The 22,786-nt window shown below is 46.5% G+C and carries 17 protein-coding genes; 4 read left to right on the top strand and 13 right to left on the bottom strand.

What is annotated here, in order from left to right:
• Nucleotides 1-131: 131 nt before the first annotated feature.
• From WH37_RS19680 to WH37_RS19665, 4 genes are all read right to left on the bottom strand, one after another.
• Nucleotides 132-1,874 (bottom strand): type 2 periplasmic-binding domain-containing protein, encoded by a 1,743-nt coding sequence (locus tag WH37_RS19680; protein ID WP_156182341.1) that lies wholly within the window; start codon nt 1,872-1,874, stop codon nt 132-134.
• Between the two features lie 44 nt (nt 1,875-1,918).
• Complete coding sequence (locus tag WH37_RS19675; protein ID WP_046232339.1) at nt 1,919-3,502, bottom strand: response regulator; 1,584 nt, start codon at nt 3,500-3,502, stop codon at nt 1,919-1,921.
• Nucleotides 3,495-5,087, bottom strand: coding sequence for a sensor histidine kinase (locus tag WH37_RS19670; RefSeq protein WP_177218022.1), 1,593 nt, complete (start codon nt 5,085-5,087; stop codon nt 3,495-3,497). The genes WH37_RS19675 and WH37_RS19670 overlap by 8 nt, the downstream gene beginning before the upstream one ends.
• Before the next feature lie 480 nt (nt 5,088-5,567).
• Nucleotides 5,568-5,933, bottom strand: coding sequence for a helix-turn-helix domain-containing protein (locus WH37_RS19665; protein WP_046232337.1), 366 nt, complete (start codon nt 5,931-5,933; stop codon nt 5,568-5,570).
• 115 nt (nt 5,934-6,048) lie between these two features.
• On the opposite strand from WH37_RS19665, the gene WH37_RS19660 reads away from it, so the two are divergent.
• Nucleotides 6,049-6,699: a nitroreductase family protein gene (locus tag WH37_RS19660; RefSeq protein WP_046232336.1), complete on the top strand. Its 651-nt coding sequence runs from the start codon at nt 6,049-6,051 to the stop codon at nt 6,697-6,699.
• 161 nt (nt 6,700-6,860) lie between these two features.
• Here WH37_RS19660 and WH37_RS19655 read toward each other — a convergent pair whose 3' ends face one another.
• Nucleotides 6,861-7,538 (bottom strand): DUF6273 domain-containing protein, encoded by a 678-nt coding sequence (locus tag WH37_RS19655; RefSeq protein WP_046232335.1) that lies wholly within the window; start codon nt 7,536-7,538, stop codon nt 6,861-6,863.
• Nucleotides 7,539-7,923: 385 nt separating this feature from the next.
• On the opposite strand from WH37_RS19655, the gene WH37_RS19650 reads away from it, so the two are divergent.
• Nucleotides 7,924-8,802 carry an RCC1 domain-containing protein gene (locus WH37_RS19650; protein WP_046232334.1) on the top strand — a complete coding sequence of 293 codons (879 nt, stop codon included), beginning with the start codon at nt 7,924-7,926 and terminating at the stop codon, nt 8,800-8,802.
• Between the two features lie 123 nt (nt 8,803-8,925).
• Here WH37_RS19650 and catA read toward each other — a convergent pair whose 3' ends face one another.
• The 6 genes from catA to WH37_RS19620 all read right to left on the bottom strand — a co-directional run bounded on the left by catA (nt 8,926) and on the right by WH37_RS19620 (nt 15,771).
• Nucleotides 8,926-9,597, bottom strand: a complete 672-nt coding sequence (gene catA, locus WH37_RS19645; protein WP_046232333.1) for a type A chloramphenicol O-acetyltransferase — start codon at nt 9,595-9,597, stop codon at nt 8,926-8,928.
• 187 nt (nt 9,598-9,784) lie between these two features.
• The gene (gene cyoE / locus WH37_RS19640; protein WP_046232332.1) at nt 9,785-10,708 is read right to left on the bottom strand and encodes a heme o synthase; all 924 of its coding nucleotides are present in this window, start codon (nt 10,706-10,708) and stop codon (nt 9,785-9,787) included.
• A gap of 773 nt (nt 10,709-11,481) precedes the next feature.
• On the bottom strand, nt 11,482-11,841 hold the full coding sequence (locus tag WH37_RS19635) for a hypothetical protein (protein ID WP_046232331.1): 360 nt from the start codon (nt 11,839-11,841) through the stop codon (nt 11,482-11,484).
• 665 nt (nt 11,842-12,506) lie between these two features.
• Nucleotides 12,507-13,817, bottom strand: coding sequence for an alpha/beta hydrolase (locus tag WH37_RS19630; protein ID WP_231594292.1), 1,311 nt, complete (start codon nt 13,815-13,817; stop codon nt 12,507-12,509).
• Between the two features lie 241 nt (nt 13,818-14,058).
• Nucleotides 14,059-14,646 carry a TetR/AcrR family transcriptional regulator gene (locus WH37_RS19625; protein WP_177218021.1) on the bottom strand — a complete coding sequence of 196 codons (588 nt, stop codon included), beginning with the start codon at nt 14,644-14,646 and terminating at the stop codon, nt 14,059-14,061.
• An 852-nt stretch (nt 14,647-15,498) separates the two neighbouring features.
• On the bottom strand, nt 15,499-15,771 hold the full coding sequence (locus WH37_RS19620) for a helix-turn-helix domain-containing protein (protein WP_046232329.1): 273 nt from the start codon (nt 15,769-15,771) through the stop codon (nt 15,499-15,501).
• A gap of 618 nt (nt 15,772-16,389) precedes the next feature.
• Between WH37_RS19620 and WH37_RS19615 the strand changes: the two genes are divergently transcribed.
• Both WH37_RS19615 and WH37_RS34865 read left to right on the top strand, forming a co-directional pair.
• Nucleotides 16,390-17,133: an MBL fold metallo-hydrolase gene (locus WH37_RS19615; protein WP_046232328.1), complete on the top strand. Its 744-nt coding sequence runs from the start codon at nt 16,390-16,392 to the stop codon at nt 17,131-17,133.
• A gap of 584 nt (nt 17,134-17,717) precedes the next feature.
• Nucleotides 17,718-18,044 carry a DUF4395 family protein gene (locus WH37_RS34865; RefSeq protein WP_074904889.1) on the top strand — a complete coding sequence of 109 codons (327 nt, stop codon included), beginning with the start codon at nt 17,718-17,720 and terminating at the stop codon, nt 18,042-18,044.
• 173 nt (nt 18,045-18,217) lie between these two features.
• On the opposite strand, the gene WH37_RS19600 is transcribed toward WH37_RS34865, so the two are convergent.
• The gene (locus WH37_RS19600; RefSeq protein ID WP_143088571.1) at nt 18,218-19,618 is read right to left on the bottom strand and encodes an S-layer homology domain-containing protein; all 1,401 of its coding nucleotides are present in this window, start codon (nt 19,616-19,618) and stop codon (nt 18,218-18,220) included.
• A 266-nt stretch (nt 19,619-19,884) separates the two neighbouring features.
• The gene (locus WH37_RS19595; protein WP_046232324.1) at nt 19,885-22,596 is read right to left on the bottom strand and encodes a hemoblobin-interacting domain-containing protein; all 2,712 of its coding nucleotides are present in this window, start codon (nt 22,594-22,596) and stop codon (nt 19,885-19,887) included.
• Between the last annotated feature and the right edge of the window lie 190 nt (nt 22,597-22,786).

The following is a 22,786-nucleotide window of genomic DNA, read 5'->3' as shown; positions in this document are numbered from 1 at the left end:
CAGTATATAGAAGAAATAAACGATCATAGAAGAAAACAAGCAATTGCGTTCATCGTCCTATCAAAAAGAGAAGGAGGCCGCATCCAATGAGCCGAATGCGACCTCCCTTCTGCTTTGTGACTCAAACGCCATTATTGCTTGTTGTCCTTATACCAATGGTTAACTTCCTTCGTAATCTCGTCGCCGCCATACTTGTAAAATTGGGCCACGAACTCATCGAAGTAGGAGAGTGGCTTCTCGCCATAAATGATGCTCAGGTAGCTCTCCGTTGCGAGTTTCTGCAGGAACACGCCGTGCTTCTCCATCCCGTCCGTTAACGGCCCGTGGTACCGGTTCGGGATTTCGAGCTCCTGTTCGGAAATCGCGACCCCGGCTGCCATCCGTTGGGCCGAATTTAGCCCCTTGATGCCCTGTTCAATCGGCGTCAGCACTTCGGCGTCCGAATTCTCCAATAATTTTTTTAGCGCATCTGCGTTCATATACGGCAGCGCCGGTGCGCCGCCGGTCAGCGGAAACAGCATCCAGCGCATATCCATGGATGACCCGTCCGCAAGCGGCCATTCGTTAGTCGGCACGCCTTCGGCTTCGAAATTGACGGTGATGACCTTGTCGTCCTTGATTACATAATCGTAGCCTTCGTGAAACCCTTTTTCGAAACGAGGATCGAAGTACGGATCCTCCGGACCTAAATTGTTGGCAAGCAGCTTGTTATAATAGGCAAACCAGGCTTCAATATGGTTAAAGTCCTTGCTGAATACCGTGTAGATGCCGTACAACGGTTTCTGCGCCTTGCCCTTTAGTCCGTTCGGTCCGGCAGGAAGGGGATAGGCCTGCCATTTCGCTTTTGGATCAACCTTCACCGTATCTCCGAGCGGCCAGGCACCCATCCAGAACGGGCCGAATATAACGCCAGCCTTTCCTTTGACCGCAAGCTCAGACGCATTGCTCGGGTCCTTCATGCCTGCGTTTTTGTCCATGTAGCCCTTTGCCATCCAGGACGCCATCGTCTCCAGGTATTTCTTGGCATCCGGGTGAACGGCTCCATAGACCAGGCTGCCATTTTCGTCCTCATTCCAGAACATGTTGATGTCGATTGTGCTGAGCATCTGTTTGGAGAAAGCGCCGGCGATCGCGTCGGTCTGCCCCATCCAGTTCCATGGGCCTTCCTTCAGCGGAACCGCCAGGCCGACTTCGTCGTCTTTGCCATTCCCGTTAGGGTCCTGCTCAGAAAATGCCTTCAGTACGTTCTCCAACTCGATGATCGTCGTCGGCGGTTTCAGTGAAAGCTTCTCGAGCCAATCCTTGCGGATCCACATGACCGTTCCCTCATCTCCTACGTTGAAGCGGGGAAGTCCGTAAATCTTGCCGTCTTTGGTTACCTCCGTCATCGTATAAGCATACTTCTCAAGTGCTTCCTTTAGCTTAGGATGCGCGAACTTCTCAATGGCTTCATTCAACGGAAGCAGTTTGTCGGCTTTGAGCAGATCCTTCAGGATGTCTCCACCTGCCCCGAAGGTGTCCGGCAACTTGCCGTTCACGGCCAGCGCCAGCCGAATTTTTGTATCCGCGTCCTCGAACTTGCTGACGATCCAGTCAAACTTCGTGATGATACCCAGGTTTACTTCCATCCAGCGGGTATGCACGTTGTCCGTAAGGCTCTCGCCTGGCTTGAACGCGTTAGGCCGATTCTCGTCCACGATTGCCGTTGTAATCGTAATCGGCGGAGCATATTGAAAGTCCCATATCGGCTTCGTTTCATCATTGGCTGTACTGTTCTTGGTCGTCCTCCCACCGCTATTCAAATAGCCGGCAAGCAACAGACTCCCTATCAGAACTGCCAATAGAAAGATCGTCCATCTTCTTTGCCTCTTCACCAGCCCGACTCTCTCCTTTGGCTATAACAAGGTTATAGAACAAATCACTCCATTCCCGATCGGTATCTGTCCCTGAATTCCTGCGGTGTCACCTGATAATAGTCACGGAATTTACGAATAAACCAGTTGGTATTAGGGTAACCGATGCTTTCTCCAATATGGTAAATTTTATAATTCGTATGCTTTAGCAACTCGCAAGCCTTGAGCATGCGCTGTTCGTAAATATACTGGGAAACGGTAGTATCCGTACATTGCTTAAAGAGTTTAGACAGATGGTTAGGATGTACGAAGACGCGCCTGGCCAGCATGGTAAGCGACAAGTCCTTGTCAAGTTCCTTCCGGATGTAAGACTGCGTCTTTCGGACGATCGCTTGGCTGTGGTCCTCGGATTCTTCGCCCAGCTTATCGCGAAGCGTGCGCAGCGAGTCTAGTGCCCAGCCTTCCAACTGCGACGCGTGCAGCATCGCTTTCCCCTTTATATAGGCGGACTGCCCGGGAGTGAGCATCTGAGCCAGCGTCCTGCCGCTGCGATTCGCGATATACTGGAATGCATTTGACAGAAAGAAAAAAACGTCGCGCATGAGGTCGGACGAACCCGTATGCAGCAACGGGGACACGAATGCGCGGATTTTAGCCTCCGCCTCTTCCCATTTCTCAGACTCTAAAAGATGCGTCAGAAGAGGCGTTTCATATAGCTTTCGCATGAGGCGCGCTTCCTCCTCATTCCTCTCAGGCACCTGCCCGGACGAACGCCCGTCACTGTCCAGGCGCGTTATGGCCGCCATATAACTGGCTTGCAGCCCTTCCGGGAAGACACAGTCAGCTTCTCCCACGGATATTTCACCTTTAAGAAAGTTCTGTACTTCTCGCTTTAACTGGTCTATCCGCTCATGCACCCATTTCGGATCTGGTGGCGCGCCCGATAGGTCGTACACCAGGACTAGCAGGGTTCCATCATCGTCCGCAGCCGACCAGCAATCATACCGCTCCATCAGCAGTTCTTCCAGCATGTTCGTTACCGCAAACCGAATCAGGGACTGCGAGTAGAGATCCTGTCCGTCGAAGGGGGGACCCAACCGAACGAGGCACAGTGAGACGTGACCTGGTATCAGAAGCGGGAGGTCGAACAGCTTCAACTTTTCCGCAAGCACCTCTCCGGTTATGGTGCCGCTGAGCGCCTTGAGCAGCAACCCTGCCTTCAGCTCTGCGCTGTTGTCCCGGTAGATACGAAAGCCCTGTTCGATCGCTCGCTCCTGCTCGAGCTGCTTAATGATCCGGCCCATTGCCTCCAATAGCTGCTCGTCCTTAGCCGGTTTCATCAGGTAATCGAGCGCTTGAAGCTCAATCGCTTTGCGAGCATAATCGAAGTCCGCATAACCCGTGTGCAGCAAGCATTTCAATTGGGGAATGCGCCGCCGTGCCTGCTCGATCAGTTCTAGGCCGTTCATGCGCGGCATACGAATATCCGTCATGAGGATGTCGACAGGAAAAGATTCCATCAGTGCAAGCGCCTCGCTTGCACTGTAAGCTTTCAAAACCTGGGAGATGCCGAGCCTCGTCCATGGAATCGTATCCGCCAGACTGTCTGCATAGTGTTTCTCGTCATCAACCACAAGCAGGCTATTCATTGCTCTTCCTCCTTATCGTTTCGTCTCCAGTATCCAGTCTCCAGACCAACCTCACGGTTAGCCCACCCAGCTTGGACGGAATAACCGCGATTTTGGCGTCTGCGCCGTAGTTGCCTTGCAGTCGCTGATATACGTTCCATAGGCCGCAACCGGCATATTCGCCGGCCGGGATACGAAGTTCCATGTGCAGACGATCAATCTGCTCCGTATTCAACCCTTTGCCGTTATCCTCCACTTCCAAGTGCACCCAGCTATCCTTGACGTAGACCCTAATTTCCACCCGGCCCGGGTATTCGACGTTCTCAAGTCCATGCACTAGCGCATTCTCCACGATCGGTTGGATAAGGAGCCGGGGGACGCGGAGCTCCGCCAACTCTTCCGGTAGCTCGATGCTATAGGTCAACGTCTCATTGCGAAGCCTGAGAATCTCCAGGTGAATGCGTACGAACGCAAGTTCTTCGCCCATGCTGACTCCCTGATTGTCCATACGTGTTGTATACCGGTAATAATCGGCCAGGTGATACGCCATGTCCATGACTGCCCGATCCTTTCCCATCTTGGTCATGTTAATGATGAAACCCAGGCAGTTGTACAGAAAATGGGGATGAATCTGCGCCTGTAGTTGCTTCAGTGTTGCATCGCGAGCAAGGATACGAGATTGCAGGTCATTCTCGATTAGATCTTGGATCTGCGTCGCCATCTCGTTGAAGTTTTGCATCAGGAACGCGAATTCATTGTTCGATTTATTCGGCAGACGGTAGGCGTAATCGCCTTGCTTGATCCGCTGCACCGCGGCCACAAGACGAAAGATCGGCCTCTGTACGTTCCAGTACAAGGCGGACGCAGCGGTGATACCTGATAGGAGCAGAATGACCGAAGACGCTCCAAACAACACCCTCTGCTGCTTGATCGGTCCTATTATCTGGTCGAGCGGAACGGAATCGATGAGATGCCAGTCAAGAAGATTAGAATAATAATAGGTAATCAGATAAGGCCTTCCCTCGAACGAATGGATCAAGAAACCCGAAGTACAGCTATTGACTCTGTCGCCCAGCTTTGTGACGATTCCGTCCATCTTCACCCCTTCTACGGACCGGCTGGCGATGATGGCGTGCCCCTCTTTGTAAAAAAACGGATTGTTGGAGTGGCCAGACTTGTAGGTGTCGAGCAGATTCTCGAAGCTCCACTTGTACAGGTTAATGCGAACGGCAACATCTAGATCGTCCGGACGGGTCGGTTTGTAACCCGTAGTGACATAGGTTCGAGTAAAACCGGATCCTATCCCCAAATCTTCATTGTAGCTCCACCCTAATGAGAAGCGGCTCTCAAACTCTTCAAGATCATATTCATAGGAGGGAGAAGAAGATATGCTATCGCCTCGTTGCGGGAAATAGATGGTCACATCATTGCGCCAGTTGCCCGACGCGCTGGCCAGCGACAGCTTCTCCTGAATCAGCAGCCTTGTTTTCATTAAGGAATAATCACTCATGTTGAGGTTGTACAGGTACTCCAGCACATTCGTGTCAACGAGCATGGGGGCGGAGACCAAATCGAACTTCTCTATGCTGCCATCCAATTGCGCCATGAAAAGCTCCATCTGGTTCAGGTTCGCCTTGATGAGTTCCTCCTGTATGACGTTGATGCTCTTGTACGTTGAAGCGCCACGACCGGCGTCAGCAGAATCAGCAGCAACACAAGCAATTTCTGAAAGATGTTGAATTTGATCCGCATGTCATTTCCATCCTTGTTTCGAAATTACACTTCAACCGATATATTACATTAATTTGGAAGCGTTTACAATATTGATTCTTTGCTTATAACATCTCTATCATGATAGATCCTACCTTCCATTCATCAAGCCATTCTCCCAGTCGTAGCCACATCCACATCTAATCTACAACTGGACACAAACACTCGCTAATTTTAAAGTTGCCGCCATCATATGACGCCTAAGCAAAAAAGGCCTACCAAATATTTCTGGTAGACCTAATAATACGAATAATAGCGGGTTTCCTGCATCACATAAAATAGCTTCTTTGAGGTCATAACCCATTGTATTTTAAAATTAGTATTTCCCAAATCCATCCTCACACGTAATGTCCAATTTAAGAATGTCGTAAAGGTCTTGTTTGGAATTCTCTAATTTTTTTTGAACGTCTTCAATTTCTGATATTTTCCCTTTAATAATGCGTGTTTGTTCATCTTTTGATATTCCTTTTTTCGAAATCATGGATTTTATATCATGAATCGAAAATCCAACAGCTAAACAATTTTTAACAGTATTTAGATGATTAACGATTTCCAAAGCATAATTCCGATAATTATTCTGTTCTCTCAATATATATTCATCCGTAATAATGCCTATTTTCTCATAGTAACGGATAGTTGATATAGGAAGATCAACCATTTTTGCTACTTCACTAATCTTCATATTAAACACCTCGTTTTTCTCTTGCTATAAAGTATACTTCATAGTTTACAATCCTCATAGTGCGGATAAGTTGCAGCACAATTTTGAAACCAATAGATAAAGGAGAGAAATTTATATGAGTAAAATTACCAGAAAATTCCACGAAACAAATGATTTCAATAAAATCATCTTGGAGCGCCAATCCGTTAAAGTTTACGATCCTGAAGTGAAAATCAGCCGGGAGGAAATGACCGAAATGTTGGCGAAAGCTTCCCGTGCCCCTTCTGCCATTAACATGCAGCCGTGGCGTTTCCTTGTCATCGACAGTGCTGAAGGCAAAGAAAAACTTGCACCGCTAGCCTCCTTCAACCAGACGCAAGCTCTAACCTCCTCGGCTGTCATTGCAGTATTTTACGATGCAAACAATATTGAATATATTGACGAAATTTTCGGCAAAGCAGTGGAACTTGGATACATGCCACAGGACATCATGGATATGCAATTGCAACAAGCGAAACCTTATTATGAAAACATGGCCGCATCCGACCTGCGTGACATGAACCTGATTGACTCGGGCCTCATTTCGATGCAGCTGATGCTTGTTGCCCGTGCTCACGGATATGACACCAACCCGATGGCCGGCTATGAGAAGGATCAGATCGCTGAAGCTTTTGGCCTGGACAAAGACCGGTTCCAACCGGTCATGTTGATTTCTATAGGAAAAGCAGCCAAAGAGGGCTATCCTTCCTACCGCCTCCCGGTTGAAACGATTACAACTTGGGCATAATCAACCGTTACTCTCAAAGACTAACATAACTATGGATGTTGTTATTCATCATTATCATTTACGAAAAAAGATCGGTTTCGGGTCACGTCCAAGTGATCCAAAACCGATCTTTTTTTGTTTTAAGCGATAAATATGCAAAAACGGACATCCGTTGATAAAAACTAAGGAACTACCACTTTTAAAGCGGGACGCACACCGTCACGAGCTAAGTTAACACGACCATAACTGCGTACACTGCTGCGTGGACCAATAAAATACGCACGGGAAGAACTAACAAGTTGAGTTCTCAGCCACCACCAAGAGCAGCCTAATTCTTCACCATTCTCGATGATATAGTCAGCTTTGACTGTTTTATCATACACATACAGGTGACAACCATCTTCCTTTTTTATTTTGGAAAATTCCGTTCCTATTGCCCGACGTTTCGCGCTTAAAGCGACTTCATCAAGTTTATAGGTCAGTTCTTTCACCTCCGAAACACTGAGCAAAAAAACCATGTCATAAGTGTTTGCACTCCCCTCTCCGTTGTCAGTGCAATGTGTAGTCTTGATGAACCTCTTCTCGGAGTCATTGAACGCGGCATAATAAAACTCATCGTTCAGCCACTTTCGCATATCAGAATTACGCCATGTAATATCGACAAATTCATCATGATACCGCCTGCAGTCCAAAATGTACTCGCTCAAAAGGAACAGCTCGCTGCCTGAATTTTGCAGCACCCGCCACATGATCGGCGTACGGTCTGCGCCGCCCGTCGTCTGCGGATAAGTGCCGAAAGTAATGATTTCGCCGGGCTCTGCGCTCTGGAACTGTGTAGAAGCAAGATTAACATTTTCCAAGAATATCTCCTCCTTTCGTTTTTAGTTCAATTGTACAACATTGATGCAATAACTAAGGTATACCCCTCAAAGCCTTGATTTACCGCACTATCCATTTCAAAAAACTTAGCACACGTACTTTAATGTTTTACTTTAAGTAAAGATGACAATTGGAGGAGCTGCTGTGACACTTTTGCTCCATAAAAGGGAAGAAACCTTTATTCTCACTGAACATTATTGTCCAGTTATCAAAAGAAAATAAAGTTTTAGACTCGCAAGCCATCTGCAGCTTCGCCGCGCAGCTGGCCGCTGACGGCACCAAGTTGCCGATCGAGCCGAATCGTTGAAAATTTGTGAAGGTTCTGCAATACTATCTATAAAATTATGAATTAAGGGGGATTCGATTATGGAAACCGTTGCTCCCAAAAGCTGCGATACACTGGTCGGCGCGCTGGCCTCCATCGCGGCGGGTTATCGCCATACCGTCGGGCTTAAATCGGACGGCACGGTTACGGCTGTGGGTGACAATAAATATGGCCAATGTGATGTAAGCGGCTGGCTCGATATGATGGCGGTTGCGGCGGGTAATGCCCATACGGGTAATGCTCATACAATCGGGCTTAAATCAGACGGCACGGTGGCTGCTGTGGGTTGGAATAAGCATGACCAATGCGATGTAGGCAGCTGGCGCGATATTATGACGGTTGCGGCGGGTTGGCGTCGTACCGTCGGGCTTAAATCGGATGGCACGGTGGTGGCTGTGGGTCGAAATAATGAAGGCCAATGCAATGTAAGCGGCTGGCGTGATATGGTGGCGGTGGCGGCAGGTGACTGGCATACTGCCGGGCTTAAATCGGACGGCACGGTGACGTTTGTGGGTAATAATCGGTATGGCCAATGCAATGTAAGTGGCTGGCGTGATATGATGGCGGTTGCGGCGGGTTACCTTCATACCGTCGGGCTTAAATCGGACGGTACGGTGGCTGCTGTGGGTTGGAATAAGCGTGACCAATGCGATGTAAGCGGCTGGCGCGGTATTGTGGCGATAGCGGCGGGTAGTAATCATACCATCGGCCTTAAATCTGACGGTACGGTGGCTGCTGTGGGTTGGAATGAGCATGGCCAATGCAATATAAGTGGCTGGCGCGATATTGTGGCGGTTGCGGCGGGTTGCGCTCATACCATCGGTCTTAAATCGGACGGCACGGTGGTGGCTGTGGGTGATAATCAATCTGGCCAATGCGATGTAAGCGGCTGGCGCGGACTCCAACTACCCGGCAAATAGTTTTCAATAATAAAATATATAATTATGAAAGCCATGCGCCGATTTCCCTCGCATGGCTTATGTTTTGTGTCCAAGAAAAATAAAGTTTTAGACTGCCGTTCCCTTATTCAACTAACGTGCCCGTTAGCAAAATGGGGTATAGTTTGGCAACCATTCCTTACAAGTATCTGCACGTAATTGCAGCTCATTATACAGCATCCCGGCATGGTAACCGTCGCAAATGGCATGGTGGAATTGCCCTGATAATGGCAACAGTATTTTGTCGTCATGCTGAAAATATTTCCCCATTGTAAAGATGGGGAGTAAAAAGGTTCCCTCGTTATAGATATTCAGGTTAAAGCCTGTGAAGCTAACCCAAGGAATGCTAGAAATAGGGAAAGTGTTAGGCGGTTCGTTTGTTTTAGAGGCAAATTGTTTAACACTACCGTACTTTTTCATATCATCCAGATAACGACTGTAGAAATCATTAAAATCTTCACCGTACAAGGTCCATATGCTTGAAAAAGTCTTATCATCATCATGGAAAATGGTAAAGCTAGGAGATAAATGATCCCAATAACCTAATGTCCCATCCGAATTGAAGCATGTGCGAAATTCATAATGGCGGTTTACCACAGTAGTTATCATGTGGATTAGTGCAGGATACAGCTTTATCTCCTGACTCTTGAGTTCTTTCAGCAGCCGGGTAATATCAATATTTGCCGTCATGCTAAAGGTACATCTGACCTTGTTTAAATAATGCTCAAAGTAATGTTTTCTACTCCAGTTATCCATAATAATCGGATTGAAGTTCATTTGTTATAACCTCCTAAAATGATTGCTTTTTCGTTTTAGGAGGTTTGATCCACTGCTTTAACCATATCCTCATCACAATCCCTTTATTATTTTCCCACTGCCACTACGCATTAGTTTTAAAATGAATATCCATTCATTCATAAAACTCAACAAGAACAACCTCACTAGCGTAAAAGCTCAAATCGTTCTAATGTAACAAAGGGGCACCCAAGGAGTAGCCGACGATCATAAGCAGCAGCACCGTGATGTGGTTCAGCGAAAAAATGAACATCGAACGGGCCCACTTGTCCTCCGGCTTCCGGCGATATCCGTCGATGCTCAGGATCAACCAGCCCAAGCTCAGGAGCGCATTCGCCGCCGCGATGAACGGATTAAAGGACCAGAACAAGAAGCTGCACAGGAACAACGCAACCAGATACACATTCATCTGCACGTACGTTCTCCGAATACCCTTGACGACCGGAAGCATCGGGATGTTAGCCGCCCGGTATTCCTCCATACGACGAATCCCGATTGCATAAAAATGTGGCATCTGCCAAATCACCATTAACAGGAACAAAGCAATAGCACCGGGGTGCAAAATGTCAGGTGAGATCGCGGCCCAACCGATCAGCGGCGGCATCGCACCTGACAAGCTTCCCACCTCCGTATTATAGATGGTTCTGCGCTTCGTCCACATGGTATAAGGCACGACATAGAGGAATAGCCCCAGAAAGCCACAGTAAGCTGAAAGCGGAGAAGAAATATACAACGCGACAAGGCCACCTGCCGCGATCCAGATCCCCATGATCAGCCCGCTCCCGACGTCAACGATTCCGGATACAGTCGGCCTATTTTTCGTCCGTTCCATAATGGCGTCGATATCACGGTCGTATAAATTATTGAAGATGCCGGCCGCTCCGATCACCAAGGCAGATCCGATCAAAGCGAGCACGATGTTGCCGATCTTATCGAAGAACGATAAGTTATGAACGTACAGCGCCATGCTAAGCCCTGCGATCATTGCAATGAGATTCGACTTAATAATGCCAAACTTTATCGTCTCAAAGAGCACCTTCGTAATGGAGGTCGGAATTCGTTCAATACTATTTGTATTGCTTTGTATCAACATGAGAATAACACTCCCTGTATATGATTTCATTTCTATAGGTTACCATAAAGCGTCATTTATGTGCCGCTACTCAATCAACCCTCATTATTCTGTCAAAAATCCTTGTCGCTTTCGTGAACAACCTGGCTGCGGGCCCAAAACGGTACTGTCAACAACGAACCGTTCTCAATCTAATCATGATAATTGGCGTATTCCATCCCGGCTGACTAATCCTTTTGATCGTTAATAATGATGTCGCCCGTCATCAGCGCTTCTCCCTGTACCTCTAACACCTCTTGCTGTTGTTCGATTATCTGGTGGCATAATCTATACCGTGGAATCTCTTCATCTTCCCATTTTTTCAATAATCGGCCTGCGTTTGAATATAGCTATTTCATTATTACTGAATTGATCTGTCCGTCCAAATATCTTTTCAATACTGTCTTTAAAATTGGTTATATCATCAATATATAAAACTCTTAAATTCTTAATGGCTAGAGCAAGAAACATACTAATAATCTCACAAAGATAAAAACAAGGGTAGCCCTATAAAATAACTTAGGGCTACCCTTGATGAATAATAAAGTTTTAAGTTTCCAAATCGAAACTTTATTGTTCAGAACAACACTTTATTATAATGAATCAGCGGCGGACTAAAAAAAGGGGGCTCCACCGCCAATAGGCACTAAAAAAATCGTCGATAAAGTTCTCTCCGACGCTCACCGCGGAGCTGTGCGTAGATTTGCGTGGTAGGGGTTTTTGTCATATAGAACATACTCAACAGTCAATGAACATTATGGCTTTATCTTCGCAATAACAACGTAATAAGCAGATCTGGCTACGTTCGATGGATTCCATGCAGTGAAGAACCATGTGCTTTCTCCCGAGGAATAGTTATTGAGCACATAACCTTGTTGTGTGCCAGTTAAAAACCAAGAACCACTAATAATGTTGTAGCTGTTGCCATTAACCGTATAGTTTCTAGAGCTAAATGCAGGAATTGTCACTGGTGCAAAGGTAAACCGCGCAAAACCATCGCCAAGTTGCGTAATTCGAACGGCTTTTTTAATACTTACAATGATACTTTTACGGCTTACGATCTTCTTCCCCGGCTTTACTGCTACCTTTTTGTTTTTCAAAGGTACTTTTCTCATAATCTATCATCTCCTTATTCAACATACTTTAGATTATGAGATGCGAGATGATATGGAGTGGACGAAAGCATGGTGTCAACTTGCTGAATTTTCAATCGACCAAAAAAGAGACAGATACAGCGATTACGCCTCATCTGTCTCTTCGATGCCTTCATCCGTGTCCGTATTACACGTGATCCAATGGACCGCCCAGCTTCAACACCCTGCAGATGTTCTGTACGGCAAAGCTAAGGTTATTGCTTCCTTGGCTCAAAGCCTCCTCTATTAATGACAGAGGGAGCAGCTGCCTCGGCGCAAACTGCTCCCTGTCAGATCTTTTGATAGACCTCTGCATACGAAAACTTAAGCTGTTCTCGCAACTTTTTATTTTCTTCCAACAGCCGGGGCAAAAACCAGAACTAATCCAATCAATCCGTAAGCCCCCCTCTCTTTTCAGGAGGAATAATGACTAGGAGCGTGTTGTACATAAGAGGTAACAATACCCTGTGGTCAACCTATGGCATCAGATATCTGAAAAATATTTACCAGTTCATTTAAAGCTACATTTAGAGATGTCTCATTGAACATACCTACAGTAAATACCCGAGGACATCGTAAGAAGGTGACGAATCGTTATTGCATGGTGGTATGGATGAATGCACTGCCGAAATTCAGGCAAATAAATGCTAAGGCTTTTGAGGCTTCTTAATCATTTCTACGCCGTCAAAGGTAAGGCTTTCAATTTCCGTTTCCTTTTTCAACATATATCTATCAAAAAACGCCTTTGTATAAGAGGTAATAATATTGCGCTGTTCCATGGCGTCCCGGGTTCCTCTGGAGGCTTCATCCTTAATAGTAAACAAGGAATCGGAGAAGTCACCATGAATCACATTATCAATAATGGCAAAGTAGGTTTCCTGGCTGTTGGATTCAAGAAGAAATGCATTCGTATTATAGGCAAGCACGGTGCCGAGCTGCATGAAGGGTTTCTTAAGGTCGCTATCCAGGGCACCTAACATATTACCGTCAAGATTTACACCGCCGACAAATCGGTCATCGTCACGGCTAACAATTGCCGCTGTAGTTCCTCCAAAAGAATGTCCAAACACACCCATACCGATTTCAAGCTGCAATCTGCCTTTAAACATGGATTCAATGTCACCTATATTCATTTTGTACAGACTATCTGCGACATATCTAATATCCTCGCTCTGTAAAACGGCATATTTTGCAAACTTCACTGCTTCAGGCGCCGAAGTCAATTTGCGAGCAATCTCAATCGCTTCTTCTTCCTCGAGCTTCTCTGTCACAATTTCAGGGGGAGTTAGGGCGGCCGCTTCCATTCCGTATTTCGTTAATTCGTCCATAAATTCCTCTGTCATACCAACAGTTCGTCCATCCTTGAGTTTGTACACACCACTTTCGGCATGGCCGATTGATACCACAATATAGCCGGAGCTTGCCAGGTCTTGAGAGAACAAAGTGCCTTGCTGCGGGTAAGCGCCTGCGCCATGAACAAAGAATAAAACCGGATATTGTTTTTTCTTTTCAGACAAGGCCAGATCGTCGTAAGACCATGTCTTAAAATTGGAGTCAAAAAGCTGCTCACCACCCGCTGTAGCCCCTAATCTAACCAGAAGCTCATCCCTCAATGAATGAAACTCCGGAAATGCATATTCTGCCGTTGGCTTGCCTTCACTGCTGTCGGACGGATAGAAAAATAACGCCGTCAGTTCTCTTTCTGAATTGTCTGATGCTTTGTACTTGAAGTCCATCTGTGTACGCCCGACCGTATAACTTCCGACCGGTTTCGGAAATTCCTCATGTGCGGAAGTGCCGCTATTTTCCGGTTTCGGAGATTCCTCATGTGCGGAAGTACCGCTATTTTCCGATTTCGGAAATTCCTCATTTGCGGAAGTGCCGCTATTTTTGCCGCAGGCGGAGAGCATGGTCAGTGCGAGAACAATTGCCAGAATCGCTGTCAGTAGTTTTTTCATAATTTCTCCTCCAATTTAAGTTATTGAATCGTGTTGACTTGTCCTGTGAAGAAGCAGATGTCGGTTAATGGAGCCGAAGAGTCCCGCCGTGTACGGGTGATGCCGCTCGTTGACGAAAAAGTCTACAAAGGTGCTGGCCTCTACAATCTCCCCCGCTGTACATGACGGCCACCCGGCCGCAGACTTTGGCCATAATGCCCAAATCATGGGTGATTATGAATGATATATCGCAGCATTCGACTTACTCCTCTTCATATTCAGAGTCTTTTATTAATCCATGAAGGAAAAATTTATCAAAATATTTGCGAACCTTGATTTGCAGATCTTCTTCCTCAATGCCGGCCTCCCTGTAAAATAAAATCAGATTAAACTGTACAGTCGCATATATAAAGGAAATTAGGTCGTCGTCAATGTCGGGCCGGAGCTTGCCGTCGTACCTCAATCGGCGCAAACTGTCCTTGAATATGGCGATGGATTCGTCTTTGAACAGATCCAGGTATAAGTGAAGCAAGACATCCACGGGAAGATTTATTACTGTTTTAACGAACTTGACTTCCAATTCATTCAATGGCTCAGCCGTGTTGTCACGAACCATAAGTTCGAAAACGTACTCTTGACCATCGTTTTTTAAAAAATCCTTTTTTTTCTGCGAAACATTACATAATATCACATAATAAAGATCATCCTTATCCTTAAAATACCTGTAAAATGTTGCCGGATGCAGAGACAATGTTTCAAGAATCAGCTTTATCGTGACGTCTTCGTACTTGTGATCGATAAAAAGTTGCATGGCCTTATTCAGCAGCTCATCCCGCTTCTCTTTATCCAAATTAAGAAATGCCTTTTGGAACATGTGAATCACCTCTCAAATAATTGTGAATTAATTCATATTATAATGATAAAACATTATCAAGTCAAGTCAATTTCCACTAATTTAATGCCTACTGAACAAATGCCAATTTTCTACTGGGCAGTACCCACTGCAGCAAGACCATGAGAATTTGAAAAAGAGCGCACTGAATCTTCCTGAGATACAGCACCAGAATAGACATGGCAATGCTGTGGGCGATGGTGTCGCTCAGCTAGGATTGTTCGTCCTATTATCACAGGCCCTTCGTGGCCTACGATGCCAATACGATGTTTGAATTATACGATGATAATGACGCCGGGAAATGTCGTATGGTTTGTCGACCTAGACCGAAAAAGAATAATCGAAAACGCATTGCCGATAGTAAGCGGACGTAATCTATTGATTCATTCGTCCGCTTGCACTTTTTTCATCGGTGTGTTTTAGGAAGCTCTTTAACACGTCGGTAGAAAGTTGATTTTGATAGTCCACTCCGATGCATTGCCGCTGTAGCCGTAATATGGCCAGCCTGCCATTCCTGATACGCACTGAGGAACATGTCATCAACCTGAAGATGTGGTCTTCCAAACAAAACGCCCTCTGCACGAACTACTTCAATACCTTCTATTTGTCGTTCTTACTGGAGACTCGTGCATATGCCAGTTCCATCGATATTCCCTCCCACAAAGTGTTTCAAAATATACCAGATCAAAACGACACGTATCAAGACGCTTTTTCACATTTTTTGAAACGGTAAAAATGGGCAAAAAAATACGTCTCAAAAAGCATGCTTTTTGAGACACTCCATGATTTTTAGAAATATTTGATTTTTAATTAAATTCTAAGGTCTCTGAAGCCTCTAATTAATGATTTTTCTATCTCATTAAGGTGTTCGAATGTTTCATTTATTGCGCTCTCACCAAATAAGAACCATAATGCATTGACATCAAACTCTTTGATACTCGCTAGTATTGTCTCTAAAGATGGATTATATTTATTTTGTTTTAGCTCACTTAAAGTTCCTTGAGACACACCAATACGCATTGAAAATTCTGTTTGGTTTAGTTGATTTGACTTTCTAATCTCTCTGATGCGCTCACCAAGCATTACCAACACCTCCTTCTTAATAAAGAAAGTCCCGATGATTAAACGCCATCATCGGGACTTTTCTAGCGGTTCCACACTTTTATCACTGGTTCCACACTTTTCACATTGGTTCCAGACATTTTTATCTAGTTCCACACATTTATTTCACTGGACAACAGGTGTATGAAGAACATAAATTATTAGACTAGATTTGCTGCTCCAAGCGGCTTTTCAATTTTAAAAACCGACAGATCACATGGAATAAGTATTAGACTGGCTCCAACAAAAAAGACAGCGGCAGCCCTAGACGAGAAAATATAGTCTTAGACTACCGCTGTTTTATTAAACTAACGTTCCCAGTTAGCTTAAAGAATGAACGTAAATAAACACTAACCAATTTTCCCTATTGCTACAAATTATAAAGCTGACTCAAACTTCGGTAAACTTGAAGAATGCTCCCCCGTATCTTTAGATAGCTCCGATTCGTTTATATGGTGAAAGAGATAAAAAAATATAAAACGGAGACAAATAAGAAGAGTGTTTAGGGCGAAGTCCAACCGAAAGAAGCTAGGCCTTGGTTTAACAACTGGCCATCGGTACAAGTCATGTAAAAATTCATATAATAGGAGAGAAGAAATGATGAAAATTTCGAATGGAGTAGAAATGCTGGAATTGCAGGTTGAAGTATTCGGCAGTCGTCAAGAATTGAATCCTACCCTGATTTGGGACGATGAAACTGCTATTTTAATCGATACCGGCACGCCCGGGCAATTGGAGCAAATACGTGCAGCCATGACCGAGTGTGGAGTCTCCATGGACAAGTTGAAAGCAATCATTTTGACTCATCAAGATATTGACCACATCGGCAGTCTTCCTGAAATTCTGCAGGAATCTGATGGAAATATTAAAGTATACGCTCATGAGATGGATAAACCATATATTGAAGGAAAATTGCCCCTTATGAAAGTGAATCTCGATAGTATGGCTTGGCAATTAGAATCCCTTCCGGAAGACGAACGTCTGAAAGTGGTGGCCTACTTGTTGGAGAATTCTCCTAAGGCCAAAGTTGACAGAACGTTGGCTGACAGACAAGAGCTTCCGTATTGCGGGGGAATTCACGTTATCTTTACACCTGGGCATACGCCTGGACATATTAGTCTTTATTTGAAACAAAGCAAAACCCTTGTTGTTGGTGATGCCATGTTCAGTGTGGAAGGCATCTTGGAGGGGCCCCATCCGCATTCCACGCCGGATATGAACACAGCTTTCCGTTCCCTAGAAAAATATTTAGACTTCGACATTAAATCGGTTATTTGTTATCACGGAGGATTAAGTAGGGATAATGTTAAGGACCAGCTCCAAGAGCTTTTCAGGAAAGCGTAAACGGCTTAAAACGGCACATTTAATGTGCCGTGCCGTTTTTTTGAACTAATCTACCAGTTAGCTCCACTACTTTATTTTCTTTGGACAACAGTGTTCAGTGACATTATAGTCGGTGTCTGATAAACCCAGTAAAATCAAGTGATCTTGGAATTTTAGCCGTCACTAAATATTACATTATAGTTTGTGTCATCAAAAATCGTTCTAACCACACGCTTACATTATAGTTTATATCTATGGTTGACATTAAAGTTAGTTCCTGAAATATCAGCTGCAAGCCATTTTTGCTGATGATACTTACCGACATCCCTCTCATTCCCGCGTCTTCTATCGCCGTCCCAACGATTACCTGTATTTACTTCGATTGCTCGAAATAAGCATCGTCGATTTAGGACGTGTTTCTGATTGGATGTCATGAATGCTTTGGTCAAAGTGAAACGTAGTATCAGGATAAATCTTTTTTTACTAAACTGCTTATTAAGAATGTTTATGTGAGTATTTCCAATCAAAGAATCAAAGTATAGGGACATAATAGTAGTCGGGAACCTCAACATGAATCTAATGAAAAACTGTAAGTACAAACCGGAATCGTCCGGTTCGTTCTCCTTGCCGCTGTCTTCCAACAACCCTGGGTACTAGCGGCTCTCTTGTTGATCCAGATTATCGGATTGGCCACGAAGGGCAAATTCAATCTGTTCGTCAGTATCACGAAGCCGTTCCTCCGTACGGAAGGACGGGAGGAGCAAGGTGTGGAGCTGACTCGCTTCAATAACTCTCTGGCGATTCTGTTCCTCACCATGTCTCTCCCCTCCTTCGCTCTTGGATGGATCGTTGCCGGATACGTCTTCGCTACCTTCCTGTTCGTCGCCGCAAGCGTCGCCCTTCTCAGTTACTCCATCGGCTGTACGTTGTAATTCCAGCACAAGAGATTCGCCCGAAAAGCCAAGCTCCTATAAAATATGATTTTCCAATTTAGAATCCCCCTCCTCCGCGGTCAAAGCCGCTGGAGAGAGGGGGATTTTGATTCGATGGAAACAGCAAGAGGGCCTCATTACGGAGACCCTCCTGAAACCACGTACATACCGGACTACTTATTTAAGAATTCGACATACTGAAGCAGCCTCTTAAGCATGACTACCGCTTGAGCACGGGTCGCATTCGCAACTGGCTCAAAAGTGCCCTTGTCCGTTCCGGTCACGATTCCCGCTTCCACGGACTGTCCGACTGCTTCCTTCGCCCAGGTCGAGATCTTGGCCTGATCGCCGAATGGCGAGAGGTCGGCCGTCTTGGGCGCGGTCTTGCCGGCTGCGACGATCGCCTTCGAGATCAGAGCCGCCATCTGCTCGCGGGTAATCGCTTCGTTAGGACGGAAGGTTCCGTCGTCGAAGCCGTTCACCAGATTGGCTTTCACGGCAGCTCCCACCGCTCTGGCATACCACGCCGTACTCTTTACGTCTTTAAATACGTCAGCCGAAGCGGCATCGCCAGGAAGCGCGAGCGCCCTGACGAGAAGAACGGAGAATTCGGCCCGGGTAATCGTCTGATCCGGCGCAAAGATTCCTTCCTTCACTCCGTTAACGATCAGCTTGGAAGCTAGCAGCTCGATATCGGCCTTCGCCCAATGCTTGCCCAGATCACTGAACGTCTTGCTCACTTTCGCAACCGCATAAATACTATTGCCGTTGCGGTACAAGGTAGCCATCGTCCTCCCATTCTCGTTGCCGAACGTTGCCGGGACGAACGAGAATTCCCCCGTTGCCGGGTCGTACAGCAACCCGGTCGCCGAATCCGGGCTCTCTTTCGTCGGAAGAACGATCGTCCTCTTGACATAAGTCGTACCGAAGTCGTTCAGCTCGATCGATCGGCCGTTCCCTTCGGCGATGACTTTAAAGTCTAATGCGTTGCCGACCAAGCTTCCTCCAAGCTCACGCAGATCGGATTCGATCTGATCGCTCATCGCTTCGGTAACCTTCGTGACGCTAATCCTGATCGTCACTTTGTCCAGAGTCGTACCCAATCGATCGGCCAACGAAACCAGATCCAGAACGCTAAGCGGAAGCGTGTAGCTTCCCGCGGCCGTCTTGATCACGATTTTTGCCTCGGGAACCTGCTTGGAGCCGTCCAGAAGCACGGATGCCGGAATCTCGGCTACCATATCCGCGATCGCCTCCTTGCTTAAGTCGACCAGAAGCTCGGCGCTGCCGCCTTGACCGACAAGTTGGGAGAACTGAGCCTTCAGCTTCTCGGCATCGAACGTCACGACATTCGTGGCGCTGCCCGGAGTTACCTTGTACCAGTTCGCGGTCGTGTCGCCCGAGGAAGAAGCTCCTCCTCCTCCTTGAGGCGGCGTTCCGGTGGTATCGCCGGCGACCGTAAACGTAATCAGATCAACCGACACCCCTTGCCCCGCCACGACCTGATAAGTTCCGGCTTTCTCCACGTCGGCTAGGGTAATCGTGTCCGTGAACTTGCCTTCGCTAACCGGCACGATATTGAAATAAAGAATGCTGCCGTCCGGCCGCAGAACCTTGATATTGACCTCGGAGAAACTAGAGGTGCCCTTAATGGTCACCGCTTGTCCCGTCTTCGTCTCGGCGATCGCCTCGAGTTCGACGGGATCAGCGGCAGCCAGCGCCGTTATCGGAAGCACCGACAGCAGCAGGGAGAACACAACAATCAGACTTGCTATTCGCAGCTTCACTCGCTTATTCCTCGCTTTCCTGCATCATTGTAGGTCTTGACTATCCATTTACATTAACGACGACTGTTTAAATATAGTATATCGAATTCTTCCTCCGATACCACGGTAGCCAGATTCAAGCCGACATTATCGACGGCGCCGCTATAGTCGTCAAGCACGAATGCCTTGACCGTATAATCGGATGGATTGCTGACGTTGAAATAAGCGGACACTTTGCCGGCATACAGATACGTGTAGACTGCCGTATTAGCAACAGGCTGGTTGTCCTTCATCAATTGGAATACAACCGTTTCGAAGTTGCTCCTGGCATTCGGATTCGCTATGACGTTAGCCGTAACGATGATTCCGCCCGATGAGGAAAGAACCGAAGGATCGGTCATGTAGTACGTTTCATGATGAGAAATAGCGTCGTGGCTACCATCGGTATTACGATTCTCATAGCCATAGGAGTACACTTGGATGGAATAGCGCTCGCCTTCGCTGAACACTCCTTGTTTGATAACGACTGTATTGTTCACCACTTCGTATTTGTCTTCCGAAAGGGGTCTAGTGGCTTCGTTGCCTTTCTTAATAAGCACTCGGTAAACATTGCTGCCCCATTGGCTGTCGGAGAAGGTAGTCAGCACCGTTTCCGCATCGGTGTAAATATTGCCTTGGAGGTAATTATTGCCTTTCGCCTCTCCTATCGCCGTCAGGTCCTTCGTCGCCACGTTGCCGAACAAATCCTTCACGGCGTTCGCCTTTACCTTGACTCTGTAATCAGAATCGACTCCGGCACGATATGAGAACACGATATAGTTCCCTTCGAGACGAACCCATTCGTTAGCGCCAATACCGGAGAAGGTGTTCCCGCCGTCCGTGGATACCTCGATGTAATCCTTCAGATGCGAGACTCCGTTAACGACGGTATTATCCACGATCGTTTCATTGAAAGTAATGTAGATAATAGATTTACCCAGTTCCAAATCGGAGGATGCTTCAAGTTTAGCAATCTCCGGATGGGCGAGATCAAGATCAGCGGGTTTCAACTCCGTTACCGTTATCTCCTCTTCAAGCACGTTTCCTGACAAATCTGCTAGCGTGCCGGCCGCAATGGAGAATTTGTAATGATTCTCGATCAGAGCGTTCGGAAAATGGAGGATAACCTTATTGTCTTCGAACGACACGGTCGCATCGGAATCCAAAGCAGCCAAAGCATTGTCGTTAGCCGCGTAGGTGAAGGCTCTGTGAAGATCCACGTTCGGAGCTGCTTGAACCGGCTCGTCGAACTTAAAAATAACGTCATGGTTATTATTATCGAATTCGGCCCCCCCATAGGTAGGGGACCCTTTACTTTCTATCGCTAGAGCGGCCGTCTCAATAGCCTCATCAATTGTAATTAAATTCCAGGGATCTACAATAGTTCTGGAATCTACTTTGATCTTGAGAAAAGTTCCGTTTAGCTTCTTGCCGAACGTGACGACGAGTTTGTTGTCTTCAAAAACAACGCTGTCTTCAGCGCCAAGGTTATGCGGAATCCAGTCTTCTCCCACCTTCAAAGAATAAGTTATACTCCTCTTCAGGGCTCCCGGATTATTTTCCTCCGTATACCATGTATCAATAGGCCGATCAAAGACAAGGGAAGCGACCGTCTGGCCGGAGGAATTCTGCGATACTTCCGCTCCTTGGTATTGCGGTCCGGTACCGACGTAACCCGACCAGGTGATCAACTCTCTTGTCGTTCCGATTCCGCTGACGTTCTTCAACGAGTTGGCGGGGAACGAAAGCCGGTAGTAGCCCATGGGAAGTTCCGATGCAAACTTTAGCTTAAAATAGCCACCATCATAGCTACTAAACATGGTAACTATCTCAAAGTCCCCGTCGAACACTACTGAGTCTTTATATACCGTAATGGCTGCCTTTAAAGCATCTAGATCGGCCAAGTTGTTATATATGCCTGCTGAATCAATTTCAAGAACATAGAGATCACGATCTTGTTCGGCAAATACATCGAGAGATCGGCGTTCACCGACCGGTCGCAGGTTCACATAAGTGCTAAGTGACCCAACAGGGCCGTGTGGCGATTGAAGAACAGAAGAATTAACGTATACGCCCGTGCTCCACGGCAAAGGCTCGTCCAGGTGAATGATTACCTGCTCGCCGGATGCGGACAACTCGGCGGTATCTTCAGAAGCAAGAGGACCATCAGACGTAGTGATAGAGTTCTTTAAATCAACCGAATCCCGAAGCACAGCCGGTTGACTCAAATTCAACGTTATTGTATGCCCCCCGTCGCTCACCACGTTGCTAACAATATAGAATTCATCCAGTTCCAGAGCCGATACGACGATCGGGTTCGCGCTGGACAACGACAGCGGATTGCCGCTTGGATCCGCCAGATAATCGTTCGCGATGCGAATGAGATTCGTATTGCCGGATAACGGATTGTTCAAATGAAGAATCAACTTGCCTTCGTCGAATTCATAATTCCCTTGGCTGCTCAACCAGTTGTAATGGCCCTCGCCCGTGCGCTTAATCTCGATTCCTTCTAACAGATCCTTATCCAGATAAGTGGAATCGGACAAGCTCGTCTTAAAGCTGATCGTAACGTCCCGGTTATTGTTCGAGAGCGCCACGTTATCCACTTCCACCATTCCCGGAACGACCGAGACCGGTTCCGCGCCCGCCGAGCTCGGCTGCAGGAACGCACCAGATCCGAAGATCAGCGATACCGCAAGCGCCAACGCGAGCAGCTTGCCCATTCCCTTCTGACTAAATTGCCACATCAATATAATACACTCCCTACCCAAATAATATGATTTTAAGACTATCGTCTTGATTATAGTTGTTTTACCGGCAAAAGAGATGTAACTAAAGGGATATTGAGTTCTAAAATTCGAGCAAAAAGAAGTTGTTTTACTCGCTGTTAATTCTTTTTATTCGGTTTTAATAGTGATATGATGAGTCTAGTTGTGT

It is taken from the genome of Paenibacillus algorifonticola, assembly GCF_000971975.1.
GTDB lineage: Bacteria > Bacillota > Bacilli > Paenibacillales > Paenibacillaceae > Pristimantibacillus > Pristimantibacillus algorifonticola.
Note: the sequence above shows the minus strand (reverse complement) of the source record. Positions and strands in the feature narration are given on the sequence as shown.

Coding starts and splice junctions, on each gene's coding strand:
- WH37_RS19675 (WP_046232339.1), bottom strand. CDS start 3,502: ATGAATAGCCTGCTTGTGGTTGATGACGAGAAACACTATGCAGACAGT.
- WH37_RS19670 (WP_177218022.1), bottom strand. CDS start 5,087: ATGGCGCAATTGGATGGCAGCATAGAGAAGTTCGATTTGGTCTCCGCC.
- WH37_RS19665 (WP_046232337.1), bottom strand. CDS start 5,933: ATGAAGATTAGTGAAGTAGCAAAAATGGTTGATCTTCCTATATCAACT.
- WH37_RS19660 (WP_046232336.1), top strand. CDS start 6,049: ATGAGTAAAATTACCAGAAAATTCCACGAAACAAATGATTTCAATAAA.
- WH37_RS19650 (WP_046232334.1), top strand. CDS start 7,924: ATGGAAACCGTTGCTCCCAAAAGCTGCGATACACTGGTCGGCGCGCTG.
- catA (WP_046232333.1), bottom strand. CDS start 9,597: ATGAACTTCAATCCGATTATTATGGATAACTGGAGTAGAAAACATTAC.
- cyoE (WP_046232332.1), bottom strand. CDS start 10,708: ATGTTGATACAAAGCAATACAAATAGTATTGAACGAATTCCGACCTCC.
- WH37_RS19635 (WP_046232331.1), bottom strand. CDS start 11,841: ATGAGAAAAGTACCTTTGAAAAACAAAAAGGTAGCAGTAAAGCCGGGG.
- WH37_RS19630 (WP_231594292.1), bottom strand. CDS start 13,817: ATGAAAAAACTACTGACAGCGATTCTGGCAATTGTTCTCGCACTGACC.
- WH37_RS19620 (WP_046232329.1), bottom strand. CDS start 15,771: ATGCTTGGTGAGCGCATCAGAGAGATTAGAAAGTCAAATCAACTAAAC.
- WH37_RS19615 (WP_046232328.1), top strand. CDS start 16,390: ATGAAAATTTCGAATGGAGTAGAAATGCTGGAATTGCAGGTTGAAGTA.
- WH37_RS19595 (WP_046232324.1), bottom strand. CDS start 22,596: ATGTGGCAATTTAGTCAGAAGGGAATGGGCAAGCTGCTCGCGTTGGCG.